Genomic DNA, 14,565 nt, shown 5'->3' with positions numbered 1-14,565 from the left:
TTTTTACTATTTTTATTCCCACGTTTTGAAAATATGTTATAATCATACGATCATGATGAAAGATCTTGAACAAACCCTGCGCTGGTTCGGGCCTTCAGACCCTGTAACGCTGGCAGCCATCCGACAAACAGGCGTTACCGGCGTGGTAACCGCCCTGCATCATATCCCATGCGGCGAAGTATGGACACCGGCAGCTATCCGCGAGCGGCAACAGGAAATTGAAGCCCATGGCCTCACCTGGAGCGTGGTGGAAAGCGTGAATGTACACGAGTCCATAAAAATCGCCGGCCCGCAGCGGGATGTGATGATCGCCAACTATATTAACACACTCACCAACCTGGCAGAAGCAGGCATTAAAACGGTGTGCTATAACTTTATGCCGGTACTCGACTGGACCCGTACCCACCTGGATTTCCGGCTCCCCAATGGCGTATCTGCCCTGCGATTCCATCGCCCGGCGCTCATGGCGTTTGACCTCTACCTGTTGGAACGCCCCGGTGCTTTCGATGACTTTACCCCTGCGGAACAGGCATCTGCCAAAAAATACCTGGACGGACTAAACGAAGAAGAGCAACAAACGCTGATCCGCACCATCCTGGCGGGCCTGCCAGGCACTGATGAAGTGTTTACCATCACCCAGTTTAAGGAGCATTTAGCCCGGTATAAAGACATAGACGCGGTGAAGCTCAAGGAAAACCTCGCGTACTTCCTGCAAAATATCATACCGGCAGCGGAGCGACTGGGCGTGAAAATGTGCATCCACCCGGATGATCCGCCGTTTGCCATACTGGGCCTGCCAAGGGTAGTATGCACAGAAGCGGATTTACGGGAGCTGATCGAGATGTGCCCGTCCCCATCCAACGGAATTACCTTTTGTACGGGTTCGCTGGGAGCTAATACCAGCAATGATTTGCCAGGTATGATTGCCCGCCTCGGCAGTCACATCCACTTCCTGCACCTGCGCAATGTGCAGCATGATACGGAAGGTAGCTTCTACGAGGCAGAGCATCTCAAAGGCAGCACAGATATGGTACAGGTGATGAAGCAGGTAGTGCTGGAACAGCTCAGAAGGCAGCAGCTGGGGCGTGCAGATGTAGCCATCCCCGTACGCCCGGATCATGGCCATAAGATCTGGACCGACTTCGATTTTAACACTTACCCGGGATACTCGCTGATAGGCCGTTTGAAAGGCCTCGCAGAACTGAACGGTTTAGAGAAAGGCATCAAAGGGATGCTGAGTCAGTAAAATAATTTTAGAAAAATATACGCAATGAATCTGAACGGAAACGTAATTGTTGTTACTGGTGGTACTGGTATCTTAGGAAAATCATTTGTAGAAGGTATACATCGTGCAGGCGGCAAAGTGGCCATCCTGGGGCGTAACATCCAGGTGGCGGAAGAAAGAGCAGCCCAAATTAACCAGGACGGAGGCAGCGCCCTCGCTGTACAGGCGGATGTACTCAACGAAGCCGACCTGGTGGCAGCCTGTGAAAAAATAGTCGCACACTTTGGCCGGATCGACGGACTGGTGAACGCTGCCGGCGGCAATATCCCGGAAGCTATCCTGCAACCGGACCAGGACATTTTTTCACTGGATATGAACGGCATGCGCCGCGCCATGGACCTGAACCTCTGGGGCACGCTGCTGCCTACTCAGATTTTTGGTCGCCAGATTGCTGCAAACGGCGGCGGCAGCATCGTCAACATCTCCTCCATGAGTGCAAAACGTGTTATCACCAAAGTAATGGGATACAGCCTGGGTAAGGCTGCTATTGATTGCTACACCCAATGGTTCGCCGTTGAAATGGCAAACCGCTACGGCGATAAGCTCCGCATGAACGCCATCGCACCGGGCTTTTTCCTGACAGAACAAAACCGTGCCCTGCTCACCAATCCTGATGGCAGCTACACCGAAAGAGGTAACCTGGTGCTGCAAAACACACCTTACAAGCGTTTCGGCGAGGCGGAAGAACTCAACGGTGCACTGGTATGGCTGCTAAGTGATGAGTCGCGCTTTGTGACCGGTGCAGTCGTAAACGTAGATGGTGGCTTCTCTGTATTTAGCGGTGTATAATCCTGCCCGGCTCAATTGTAAACCTGGAGGTGGATGTATTCAGCGGTGTGTAATCCTTATTCCGGCCAGTGATGCAGGGCTTTACTGTTGAACGTCCATTCCGGCGTTTCGAGCAGGGAACCAAAATTTTCATCGTACCAGCAGCTGCCATCAGCCGGATTTTTCAGAATATGAATATCCTGCGCAGGCATATAGCTTTGCGCCAGCATAAATTTCTTTTTCCCTGTACGATTGGTAATCACGTCCATCACGATTACCGCATGGCCCGGTGATCCACCCTGGACAAACACATCACCTGGCTGTAACGTACTACCGGCGGCAGGTACCAGTTCTTTTTGTAAAGAAGTGGTACCTGCATAGCTGAAAACCAGCTCCAGGTAAGCCTGAAACCCTGTTTTGCTATTCCCTTGTTCCTGATTACATACTTTTACCAGTCGCTGATTTTTCAGCTGAAACCTGCATCCCTGCTGCCATGCGGCGTAGTCGAGCAGCGTGCCGTCCGTTGCGTGAAACGCAATCTGTTTATACTGCTGATGTGCATATAACCACTCGGCACGCAGGCGCATCACGGCATCCGCACACTGCTGCAAATCCTTTTTACCTACACTGATATTGAGTACGGCGGCCTGCGCCTGCTGATTTTGTTTAGGTTGTCCGTTGTAGAGGTACACCGTTTTATCTTGTTTCAGGGAGATGGTACGCAACCATTGCCCAAAGGAACCGTTGGTAACAGCAGTGCGATCAAACCCGGTGGGAGCCGGTATTTTGCCCACGGTTTGGGCGAAGGAGCTGAAGGGTAACAAGAGGAGAAGCAGTAGTTTCATGCAGGATGCTTTTGATAGATAGATGCTAAAGTTGCAAAATTCCATATTTCGACTGGCCAACGTCGCGGAAGCTGCTCTGCAAGTGACCGCCGGCTTACCGCCTGTAAAAAAAGTCAGACAGTAAATAATTGGGCGTATTATCTTAATGCCCATTCCCAAACGAACTGTTATGACTAAAACCGGTACATTACCGTCTAAACCGCATTTTCCTATTCTGGACGGCCTTCGTGGTGTGGCAGCCCTTACAGTGGTGATATTCCACATTTTGGAGGCCCATGCCACCAGCAGCCTCGATCTGATGATCAACCACGGCTACCTCGCTGTGGACTTCTTTTTCCTGTTGTCAGGCTTTGTGATTGGCTATGCCTACGATGATCGCTGGGGCAAGATGACGATGGGAGGCTTTTTCAAACGCCGGCTGATACGGCTGCAACCTATGGTGGTCATGGGTTCTGTGATTGGAGCTATTTTCTTTTATTTCCAGGATTCGCCCCTGTGGCCTAAAATCCATGAGGTGCCGGTGTGGTACCTGCTGGTGATTATGGTGATTGGTGCTACCATGCTGCCGATTACCATCCGTATGGATGTTCGTGGCTGGAACGAAATGCATCCGCTGAACGGACCTGCCTGGTCCCTGTTTTTTGAATACATCGGTAACTTCCTGTATGCAGCGGGTATACGAAAACTCTCTAAAGCAGCATTGGCGGTACTCGTGGCTATCTGCGGCATCTGGCTGGCTTACTATGCCATTACCAGTGAGCGCGGCGAAATGATTGGCGGCTGGACGCTCAGTGTACAGCAGCTGAAAATCGGTTTTATCCGTTTGCTGTTTCCGTTTTTTGCCGGATTATTATTATTCCGCACCGCCAAACTGGTACAATTTAAAAATGGATTTCTCTGGTGTTCCTTGCTGTTACTGCTGGTACTGGGGATGCCACGCATCGGTGGTGCAGAAAATATGTGGGCTAATGGCGTGTATGAGAGTATCACTATTATCCTGGTGTTTCCGCTGATTGTCTATCTCGGCGCCAGTGGCGTGCTGGAAGGCAAAGCCGCCACAGGTATATGTAAGTTCCTCGGCGATATTTCCTACCCGATTTACATCTCCCATTACCCACTTATTTATACCTATACCGGCTGGGTAAGCAAAAATAAAGGCATTACGCTGGTGGAAGCGGCGCCATATGCCATACTGACTTTTATAAGTGCCGTACTCATTGCGTGGGTATGTTTAAAATATTATGATGAACCGGTAAGAAAATGGTTGCAGCAAAAGCTGATGCCGGTTGCTAAAATGCGCGATGCTGTTGGTGTTTCTGCCAATTAAGGAGGGTGGAAATTAGTGACCACCGGTCACGGTTATACGCAATAAATCGCCCACCATCGGTGGGCGATTTATTGCGTAATATATGTTGAGTGAGAGTAGCTTTTTTTACCTGCCACAGTCAGCCGTCCATGTTTTGCCATCTTTCGTATAGCCGATCACGAGTTTATCTTTGTTGATAGTAATCATACCGGTTCCTGAAGCGCCAACGTTTACCATCGTATTATCATCTTTCTTTTCAAATTCCACACCAGTAAGGTCTGGCAGGCCATCTGAAAATCTGAAGTCATAACGGGAACCAACTTTGGTTACAAACACACTGCCTGCATCAGTGCTGAGATTTTGTTCTGAACTAACATATCCGATTTTACCTTTGAAGGTACCGGCAAACACGTCTACATCGGCAGGATCGGTGTCTTTGCTACAGGATGCGAACACAAATGCAGTTAACAGTAACACCCCGATGAATTTGAGCATAGATTTCATAATGTAAGTTTTGGTTTTAAATAAAGATTGTTACCTGCCTTAAAACAATTTGCATACCATCGGGAAAATTATAGCTTTAAACAGGCTGAACTGCTTGATAATAGGGCTGTTGCGAGCATTCCTCCTGTGTTTGGTTGCCATGGCTGATATATTACAATTATGGGTGGGGTGCTACCCAATTTGGGTAATGCTGTGGCGTATTATTTATATTTCAGGGAGATGAAAGTAGGCTGTAACAGCGGTTGCCGGGGATATCAATGAGTAGGCAGCAGCGGTGCCTTCACCACTTTTCAATAAAAAGACAGTATATAAAAAAATCCGCCTGCAAAGGCGGATTTAAAATATTATTTGCTATCCGGTTCAAAATCCAACGACACCGAATTCATACAAAACCGTTTATGTGTGGGCGGTGGACCATCGTCAAATATATGACCGAGATGGGAATTACACCGGGCGCATTCCACCTCTATTCGTTCCATGCCAAAGGAGTTGTCCGGCTTGTAAATCACGCTGTTTTCCCTCACCGGTTCAAAAAAGCTGGGCCATCCGCATTCGCTGGCGAACTTAGCATCCGAGCGGAAGAGTTCGTTGCCGCAAACAGCACAGTAATAGGTGCCTTTAGGGTTGCCTTCCCAGTATTTGCCGGTGAAAGCTCTTTCGGTGCCCTGCTGCCTCGCTACGTTGTAGAGGTCACGCGGCAGGATTTTTTTCCATTCATCATTACTCACATTCAGATGGGTGGTGTCTGTACGGGAGTAATATGGATTATTAGTGTGTGTAGTTTCCATATTATTATCGGGCTTGTGTGCCTGTCCTTTGCACGCGGTTACAAAAAATAAAAGTACGAGTATGATGGATTGAATTCTCATATGCGAAAGTTGTCTATACAAATTTAAGCAATTGTACCATGCTGCGGATAAGGCAGTATCTAAGGAATTGTTAATTACTATCTTAGCAATCAGCGAGGGCATTTTTTTGTTCGATCGGGTAATTCTTGCTGCTGCAATTATTTTTTTGCTATTTTTAGCCACCCGGCTATTCCGGTTTAAACCAGCGGGTGTGATTTAATGGAGTGTTTCATCAACAGCAGCGACCACGAGCTGCTTACCGGGATTTACGCAGGGAGCGGGGAGGCCTACCGGTACGCCTTTGAGCGCTACTGGGACCGGGTATATGCCGCCGCCCTGTTATTGTCGAAGTCGCCGGAAATTGCCGAAGATATTACGCAGGATGTATTCACCATGCTTTGGGAAAAGCGCGATACGCTTCATGCCGTGAACAACCTTCCCGGCTTTCTCTTTATCTCTGCCCGTAACCTGATTTATAGTAAACTCCGCAAGCTGCATTCCCAGGCTACCTACCTGGAATACCAGGAGCAATATTTCCGCGAAAGTACGCGGATCGAAGGCGCAGAGGAAATTTACTCCCGCGATCTGCTACAGCACCTGCAGCAAGCCATCCTCAAACTGCCACCCCAGCAACAGAAGGCTTTCCGGCTGAGTCGCCTCGAGGGCCTGGGCCACGACGAAATCGCCACGGTGATGGGCATTTCAAAGGTCACCGTTAAAAGCTACATTGTACAATCGCTGGCCACCCTCCGCAAATGGTTACCGGGCTATTTCGTCACTCTTTTGTTTCTGCTGTGTTCCTGAAAAAATATTTTCCTGACCACACCTCCTTTTTTATCAGCTGCGCGTCTTTACCCTTGTAAGGTAATTACGTTATGATGACTCCTGCACAATTTGCCACGTTATTGGATCAATACCTGAATGATACGCTGGATGCCGAAGGTTTGCAGCAATTGCGCGCTGCCCTGGACCAGGAACAGTTCCGGGAGCAGTTCGAAGCTGCCATCGACCGGCAGCTGCAACTGCCTGCTGCGGCAGGTCCGGAAGCGGTAAAGGCGCGACTCTGGGAACGGTTGCAGCCAGCCGCGACAGCTGGTCCTGAGATGGTGAAGGCGCAACTCCGAAATACTCCGGCGCAGCACCGTACCGTTTGGTGGCCACGCCTGGCCGTTGCCGCCTCACTGCTGTTACTGATTTCCGCCGGCGCCCTCTATTGGAAGTTGCGGCAGCCTGCACAAGGGACGGTAGTGGCCCATAAAGCATTGCCTGTGCCCGGGTCCGACAAAGCCATCCTCACCCTCGCTGACGGTACGCAGGTAACGCTGGATTCCGCAAACACCACACTCGCCATGCAGGGCAATTCCCAGGTGCAGCTCAGCGGCGGACAACTGGCCTATAACGGTAACGGCACTACGGGACCGGTACAGTATAATATGCTACAGGTGCCCCGGGGCGGGCAATTTCGTATTGTACTGGCAGATGGCTCACGGGTATGGCTCAACGCCGCTTCCACGCTGCGCTATCCCGCCAGCTTTCAGGGGAGCGACCGCACCGTGGAACTCACCGGCGAAGCCTACTTTGAAATTGCTCCCGCCGCAAACCAGCCCTTTTTCGTAAAAGTGAATAATAATACTATACAGGTGCTGGGTACCAGCTTTAACGTGATGGCCTATACGGAGGAACCCACTATCCGTACCACGCTGCTGGAAGGAGCCATCGCGCTGAAAACGCCGAAAGTGACCACCCGCCTGCAACCCGGACAACTGGCCACCACCACACCCGATGGAAGTACCAACGTGGCCACAGCACCCGATGTAGAAGAAATGGTAGCCTGGAAAAACGGCTACTTTATGTTTAATCATGAAAAAATTCCCGGCGTAATGCGACAGATCGCACGCTGGTATGATGTAGAAATAGAATACGCAGGAAAAATACCGGCCGACAGAGAATTTGGCGGGAAGATCAACCGAAACAGCAGCATAGAAGAGGTTATCAGAATACTCGAGCTTAGTAAGATTCACGTTAAACTATCTAATCACAAAATCATCGTACAACCATGAAACCAATACCGTTATGAAAAAGTAAACTAACCGTTATCCATCCATAAAAAAACCGGAAGTGCTCGAACACCTCCGGTAATAGTGGCGGGTAACCTCCTGAAAATCATTCCACGACCTTCAAACACCTGGCTAACGCCGGGCGGGATTTCTATTACCCAAACCGATCAAATGTATGAATTTTAAAGCTATTCTCCGGCACACGGACAGTCAACCACCGTGGATCGCCCAAACAATTCGCGTTATGAAAATCGCTGCAATCATTTTACTAACAGCATGCTTGCAGGTGAGCGCCAATGGCTACTCACAGGAAATTACCATCTCCAGGAATAATACTTCGCTGGAAAAGGTATGCCGCGCCATTGAAAAGCAGTCGGGCTACGTGTTTTTCTTTGATCACCACCTGCTGGACGGCGCGCCCGCCATCAATATTGATATCAAAGGGGCACCGCTCAAAGAGGCCATGGACATCTGCCTGAAAAACCTGCCGCTTACCTACACCGTGGTGGGAAAAAATATAGTGATCATGGCAAAGGAAAATGCCGCTGATCAGCCGGAGATCCTGCGCCAGGAAGTATCTGGTAAAGTAAAGGGAGAAGACGGTGGCCCCCTGCCGGGAGCAACCGTAAAAGTAAAAAACAGCACCGTTGGTACGGTAACCCAAGCCGATGGCTCCTTCCGCCTCAATGCCCCTGCCAATGCCGTGCTGGTGATTTCTTACCTGGGTTACGAAACACTGGAAGTAACGGTGAGCAACAACACGCCACTGTCTATCCAGCTCAAGCCGGTAGTCAACCGGTCCTCCGAAGTTGTGGTGATCGGCTATGGCGTAGCTAAAAAATCAGACCTCACCGGTGCCGTATCACAAATCCGCTCTGAAGATATTTCTGTACAGCCGCTCACCAACGCCATGCAGGCCCTCGCCGGCCGTGCGCCCGGTGTGCAGGTGATGCAGAATAACGGTGCCCCCGGTGGTAAAATCAGTGTGCGCATCCGCGGTGTCAACTCCATCCTCGGTAGTAATGAACCACTGTATGTGATTGATGGTTTTCCGTTTAACGGCAGCCCCGACTTCCTCCAGCCCTCGGACATCGCTTCTATGGAAGTGCTGAAAGATGCTTCTTCCACCGCTATCTACGGCTCCCGCGGTGCCAACGGTATCGTGATGATCACCACCAAAACAGGAAAGAAAAAAGAAGGCACCACCGTAGATGTAGCCTCCAGCTACAGTATACAGTCGGTGACCAAAAAAATGCGGCTCATGAGCCCATTGCAATACGGTACCCTCTACAATGAACAGGCGAAAAATGATAACGTACCGCTCTACTTCACACAACAGCAGCTGGATGAGTTTGCGAAATCGCCCGGCACAGACTGGCAGGACCTTGTGATGCACAACGCACCACTTTCCAATACAGGCGTTACCGTTAGTGGAGGAGGCGACAAAACCCGCTTCTCTGTTGGCGCTGGTATGTACCTCCAGGATGGGATCGTTCGTAACAGTGATTACAAACGCTACTCTTTGCGCGGTAGCATTGAACATGAAATCAGCAAAGTATTTGCGCTCTCCTATAATGTGGCGCTCACCAAAATAGATACGCGCCTGCAAAATTCACAGCTGGGCAACAGGGGGAGTGATCTCATCTCCGCCATGCTGATGGCGCCGCCTACGTTGTCGCCCTACCTGGAAGACGGCTCCTACCGCCGCCTTACTACCGCTTATCCGTTTATTTCCAACGCTATCATCAACCCGATGATTCCGATTTATGAAGTAAATGAGCGACTTAAAGCCAACCGTGTATTTTCCAATGCAGCGCTTACCATTAAGCCCATGGAGGATTTGAGCATTCGCATTTCCGCCGGTATCAACAACCAGGACGATAGAAGGGATATTTACTCTAACATAGAGCCGAGCACCAATTCAGTGGGAAAGGCGGACGTGAACACCGCACAAACTCAGAGTCTGCTGAATGAAAACGTGATCAACTACAACAAACGTTTAGGCATACACGCTATCAACGCCATGGCAGGTTTTACCTACCAGGATAACGTGCAGACGGTGATGAGAGGCTCCGGCATCGGCTTCCTCAGCGATGTGCTGAATACCGGATCACTGCAAAGTGCCGCCACACCAGGTATACCTAACAGCACCTATGAAAAGTGGGCCCTGCTTTCCTTTATTGGTCGCGTAAACTACACGTTGCTGGAAAAATACCTGTTCACGGTGAGCATGCGCCGTGATGGCTCTTCCCGTTATTCGAAAGATAATAAGTGGGGCAACTTCCCATCGGCAGCAGTGGCCTGGCGTATGTCCAATGAGCCCTGGATCAAACAGTCTAAAGTAATCAGCGACCTGAAGATCCGCAGCAGCTACGGTGCTTCCGGTAGTACCGCCATCAACCCGTATCAAACGCTGAACCTGCTGACACCAGGTATGACCACCTTTGGCGATGCGGCCTTTATCACCTATGCCCCCGGTGAAACACTGCCGAATACACTGAAATGGGAAACTACCTACCAGGTGGATTTCGGGGTGGACCTGGGCCTGTTCCGCGACCGCTTCCACCTGACGGCCGATTTCTATCAGAAACGCACCAAAAATCTCCTGAATAAGGTGCAACTGCCATCTTCTATGGGATATAAAAATACGGTCAGGAATGTAGGCGAAATGCAGAATAAAGGGATGGAGTTTGCCATAGATGTACAGGCCATGGACAATGCCGTGAAATGGAACATTGGCGGTAACATCGCCTTCAACTGCAATAAAGTTTTGAAGCTCTATAACGCACAGGATATTTATGGTACCAACCTGTATACCGGTTCCCTGAACGATTATGTGAACCTGCTCCGCGAAGGCCAGCCATTCGGTATCTTCTACGGTTATGTGGAAAAAGGTTACAGCGCCAGCGGCAACCTGGAGTATGAAGACCTGAACAAGGACGGTAAAATTTCGGCGGCAGATAAAACTTATATCGGTAACCCGAATCCTGATTTTACCTATGGTATCAACTCGGTTACCACCTACAAAGGATTTGAGCTAACGCTGTTTATCCAGGGCTCTCAGGGTAACGATATCTTTAACCTGAACAAGGCTGCTACGCTCGATCTGGGGATGGGCCTCAACCTGCCGGCAGAAGTGGCGGAAAACCACTGGACACCGGAGCATACCGATGCCAAATATCCGAAGATCACCCGCAACCTGGCTGGTAATATGTCCACCCGCTTCGTGGAAAACGGCTCCTACCTGAAACTGAAAAATATTCAGCTGGCCTATAACCTGCCTGTGGAGAGACTTCATACCAAATGGTTCAGAAAGGCACAGGTATATATCAGCGCGCAGAATATGATCACGTTCACGAAGTATTCCTGGTACGATCCGGAAGTGAATGTATACGGCTCTGAAAATTCCGTGGCACAAGGTATTGACTATTCTACGTACCCGGTGAGCAAGTCATTTACGGTAGGAATCCGTTGTGGTTTCTGATTTTAAATTAAACAACAGACTTTTATGAAACAAGCGATATACCTGTTGATAGCCGCTATGCTGGTGACTTCCTGCAGTAAGGTGCTGGAAGAAAAGCCGCAGGCGATAGCAGAAGAGAACTTTTATAATTCGCCGGCAGAAGTGCAGGCAGGGCTGAACGCCATCTACAAGCCTATCCGCCAGGGTGGGAGCATGGGCGCACTGTATCAGTGCCAGCTGGAAATCTATACCGAATACATGTACGGCCGTGGGAGTCATGCCCCGCTCAATGATTACGCAGGCCTTGATAATACAAACATCACCCGCGTGGGCGACATATGGGCGCAGTTTTATGAAGCTATCCGCAATGCGAATATTGTGATTAAGAAGATACCAGGCGCGAAGGCCCTCAATGCGGCCGATTCCGCCCGGTTTATGGCGGAGGCGCGCTTTATGCGCGGGCTGCTGTATTTCCACCTGGTGCGCAACTGGGCAGGTGTGCCCCTGCGCACAGAGCAGAATATGACCGTGCTGGATGTGCCCAGGGCTACTACAGATGCTACCTACCAGTTCCTGCTGGACGACCTGACCTATGCGGCGGACAACCTCACCGAGCAGGCGCGACTGGATGGCGCACCTACCAAAGGCTCTGCCAATGCAGTGCTGGCGGATGTGTATATGAACCTGCACGACTATACGAAAGCCAAAGATGCCGCAGCGGCTGTAGTAAACAGTAACAAATATGCCCTGGTACAGGTAAGTGCAGCCGATGATTACGATAAGATATTCGGGCCGGATGTACAGGCCTCTCCGGAAGAAGTGTTTTACCTGAAGTTTAGCAGAACGCCTGCTGATCAGGGTTTCAGCTATCCAATGTATGCGCACTACCCTAACTCCGGCTATTACAAGCCAGGTGGTTATTATACTTTTTACAGCGATGCAGTACAAAATAAGTTTATGACCCAGTGGGATAAAAACGACCTGCGCTATAAATATAACTGGTACGTACAAACGTTTGGGCTTACCAACACCACCATCCTGAACAAGAAGTTCAGCGATAAAGTAACCAATACCGCTGCCGGCAATGATTTTCCGATGTACCGCTATGCGGATGTGGTGTTGTTTTACGCGGAAAGTGCCGCCAGGGCTGCCGACGCACCTGATGCCAATGCCATGGAAATGCTGAACCGCGTGCATCGCCGGGCCTATGGTAAACCAACTGCTACCCCGGATGCTACAGTAGATTTCAAGCTAAGTGATTACAGTACACTGGATGCCTTTGTAAACCTGGTTGTACGGGAACGTACCTACGAAAACTGTTCGGAAGCCAAACACTGGTTTGATCTGAAGAGACTGGGCACCGTGAAGCAGGTGATCAAAGATATGAAGAACATCACCGTGGCCGATAAGCATTTGCTGTGGCCGATTCCAACGAATGAATATAACTATAACAAAGCCATTGATCCGGTAAAGGATCAGAACCCTGGCTATTAATTTAAAATATTGAACAATGCAATTGAAAACTTTATTGGTTAGCGCGGCCCTGTTGCTCAGCGGGGCAGCAAGGGCACAGGAAGTGGATGTATGCGTGTACGGAGGCACTTCCGCCGGCGTTATTGCAGCATATACTGCTAAAAAACTACATAAATCGGTGATACTGATTTCGCCGGACAAGCACCTGGGCGGCCTCACCACAGGTGGGCTGGGTTATACCGATATCGGCAACAAGTCAGCGATTACCGGTATTTCCAGGGATTTTTACCGGAGAGTCGGAAGCCACTATGGCCGGTTTGAGCAGTGGATATTTGAGCCGCATGTGGCGGAGGCTACTTTCCACCAGTATATCAAGGCGGCTGATGTGCCGGTGATTTACCAGTATCAGTTGGCGGGTGTGGAGATGCAGGGGCAGCGCATCAGCGCCGTTAAGGTAACGGGAGCGGATACACGTACGATTCGTGCGAAAATGTTTATTGACTGCTCCTACGAGGGGGATCTGATGGCGAAAGCCGGCGTGTCCTATACCGTAGGGCGCGAGGCCAACAGTCAGTACAACGAAACCTATAACGGGGTACAGCTGCGCGAAAAGCACCAGTTCCCCGAAGGCGTTGATCCTTACAAAACGCCGGGTAAGCCGGAAAGTGGTTTGCTGTGGGGTATTAGTCCTGCTACTATGGAGCCGCAGGGAAGTGGCGATAAAAAGGTGCAGACCTATAACTTCCGCATTTGCCTGAGCAATGATCCGAAAAACAGCATTGCCATCACCCAACCGGAAGATTACCAGCCGGCCCGTTATGAACTGCTGCTGCGTTTGCTGGAGAAGTTGCAGTCGCCCACACTCAACACCATCCTGAAGGTGGACCGTATGCCTAACAACAAAACGGACATTAACAATAACGGGGCATTTTCAACGGATATGATCGGGAGAAATTATGACTATCCGGAAGCAGATGCTGCGGGCCGCAAACAAATTATCCATGATCATGAGGTGTATACCAAAGGCCTCCTGTACTTCATAGGGCACGACCCGCGCATGCCGCAGCACCTCCGCGAGGCGATGCTGCAATGGGGCTATCCGAAGGATGAGTATACAGATAATGGTAACTGGTCGCCCCAGTTGTACGTGCGTGAAGTACGCCGCATGGTGGGCGAGTACGTGATGACGCAGGCCAACTGCGAAGCCAGGGAAAAAGTACCTGATGGCGTGGGGATGGCAGCTTACACAATGGATTCCCACAACTGTCAGCGTATAGTCGTAAACGGTATGGTGAAAAACGAGGGTGATGTGCAGATAGGAGGTTTTGGTCCTTACCCGGTATCTTACCGCTCCATTATCCCTAAAAAGGGTGAATGCGAAAACCTGCTGGTGCCGGTGTGCTTGTCGGCCTCGCATATTGCCTATGGCTCCATCCGTATGGAACCGGTATTCATGGTGCTGGCGCAATCTGCTGCTACGGCCGCTGTGCTGGCGATCGACAGCAACGTGTCTGTACAGCAGGCCGATGTGGCAAAAATCCAGCAGCTGCTGAAAAACGATCCCCTGGCAGATGGCAGTACACCGGAAATATTGGTAGATGATAACGATGCCGCCTATACGACCAAAACGGGCAACTGGCAAACGGAGAACCGTGGCGGTTACGGACCTACGCTGCTGCTGGATAAAGGCAATGGCAATACCATCCGCTATAGCCCCGCTATTAAGAAAGCCGGCAGCTACCAGGTGTATACCTATGTACCGCGCGTAGCAGACCATGCGCCGGTAACGCCGGTGCAGGTGTTTGACGGCCGTAAACAGCATAGTACCGCTATTAAATCCGGTGAAGTAAAGGTAGAAGGGCAAACCTCCGGAGAATGGGTGGATTTAGGAAAATACGCGTTGCAGCCGGGCGCTTGGGTGGAACTTTCCGGGAAAGGTGCGAAGGGAGTAGTGGTGGCGGATGCGGTGTTGTTTGTGCCGGTGAAGTAATCCAGGGCCGCAATGCTATCGGCTCC

11 protein-coding genes are annotated in these 14,565 nt (G+C 50.4%); 8 read left to right on the top strand and 3 right to left on the bottom strand.

Annotated elements, in window-relative coordinates:
* Positions 1–52 precede the first annotated feature (52 nt).
* Both uxuA and KW844_RS06670 read left to right on the top strand, forming a co-directional pair.
* Positions 53–1,246: a mannonate dehydratase gene (gene uxuA / locus KW844_RS06675; protein ID WP_370626485.1), complete on the top strand. Its 1,194-nt coding sequence runs from the start codon at positions 53–55 to the stop codon at positions 1,244–1,246.
* Between the two features lie 24 nt (positions 1,247–1,270).
* Positions 1,271–2,074, top strand: coding sequence for an SDR family oxidoreductase (locus KW844_RS06670; RefSeq protein WP_255578255.1), 804 nt, complete (start codon positions 1,271–1,273; stop codon positions 2,072–2,074).
* A 56-nt stretch (positions 2,075–2,130) separates the two neighbouring features.
* On the opposite strand, the gene KW844_RS06665 is transcribed toward KW844_RS06670, so the two are convergent.
* The gene (locus KW844_RS06665) at positions 2,131–2,898 is read right to left on the bottom strand and encodes a DUF4846 domain-containing protein (RefSeq protein ID WP_218375935.1); all 768 of its coding nucleotides are present in this window, start codon (positions 2,896–2,898) and stop codon (positions 2,131–2,133) included.
* Positions 2,899–3,067: 169 nt separating this feature from the next.
* Between KW844_RS06665 and KW844_RS06660 the strand changes: the two genes are divergently transcribed.
* Positions 3,068–4,225: an acyltransferase gene (locus KW844_RS06660; RefSeq protein WP_218375934.1), complete on the top strand. Its 1,158-nt coding sequence runs from the start codon at positions 3,068–3,070 to the stop codon at positions 4,223–4,225.
* A gap of 105 nt (positions 4,226–4,330) precedes the next feature.
* On the opposite strand, the gene KW844_RS06655 is transcribed toward KW844_RS06660, so the two are convergent.
* Positions 4,331–4,708 (bottom strand): hypothetical protein, encoded by a 378-nt coding sequence (locus tag KW844_RS06655; RefSeq protein ID WP_218375933.1) that lies wholly within the window; start codon positions 4,706–4,708, stop codon positions 4,331–4,333.
* A 344-nt stretch (positions 4,709–5,052) separates the two neighbouring features.
* Positions 5,053–5,577 carry a peptide-methionine (R)-S-oxide reductase MsrB gene (msrB, locus tag KW844_RS06650; RefSeq protein WP_218375932.1) on the bottom strand — a complete coding sequence of 175 codons (525 nt, stop codon included), beginning with the start codon at positions 5,575–5,577 and terminating at the stop codon, positions 5,053–5,055.
* Positions 5,578–5,775: 198 nt separating this feature from the next.
* Between msrB and KW844_RS06645 the strand changes: the two genes are divergently transcribed.
* From KW844_RS06645 to KW844_RS06625, 5 genes are all read left to right on the top strand, one after another.
* On the top strand, positions 5,776–6,360 hold the full coding sequence (locus KW844_RS06645; RefSeq protein ID WP_218375931.1) for an RNA polymerase sigma-70 factor: 585 nt from the start codon (positions 5,776–5,778) through the stop codon (positions 6,358–6,360).
* Positions 6,361–6,431: 71 nt separating this feature from the next.
* Positions 6,432–7,616, top strand: a complete 1,185-nt coding sequence (locus KW844_RS06640) for a FecR family protein (protein WP_218375930.1) — start codon at positions 6,432–6,434, stop codon at positions 7,614–7,616.
* 241 nt (positions 7,617–7,857) lie between these two features.
* Positions 7,858–11,097, top strand: a complete 3,240-nt coding sequence (locus tag KW844_RS06635; RefSeq protein WP_218375929.1) for a TonB-dependent receptor — start codon at positions 7,858–7,860, stop codon at positions 11,095–11,097.
* A gap of 24 nt (positions 11,098–11,121) precedes the next feature.
* Positions 11,122–12,570 carry a RagB/SusD family nutrient uptake outer membrane protein gene (locus KW844_RS06630; protein ID WP_218375928.1) on the top strand — a complete coding sequence of 483 codons (1,449 nt, stop codon included), beginning with the start codon at positions 11,122–11,124 and terminating at the stop codon, positions 12,568–12,570.
* Positions 12,571–12,586: 16 nt separating this feature from the next.
* Positions 12,587–14,539: an FAD-dependent oxidoreductase gene (locus KW844_RS06625; RefSeq protein WP_218375927.1), complete on the top strand. Its 1,953-nt coding sequence runs from the start codon at positions 12,587–12,589 to the stop codon at positions 14,537–14,539.
* Positions 14,540–14,565 lie beyond the last annotated feature (26 nt).

Origin of the sequence: Chitinophaga sp. sic0106, assembly GCF_019219075.1 — a bacterium.
Classification (GTDB): domain Bacteria; phylum Bacteroidota; class Bacteroidia; order Chitinophagales; family Chitinophagaceae; genus Chitinophaga.
This window is presented reverse-complemented; position numbering and strand designations above follow the sequence as displayed.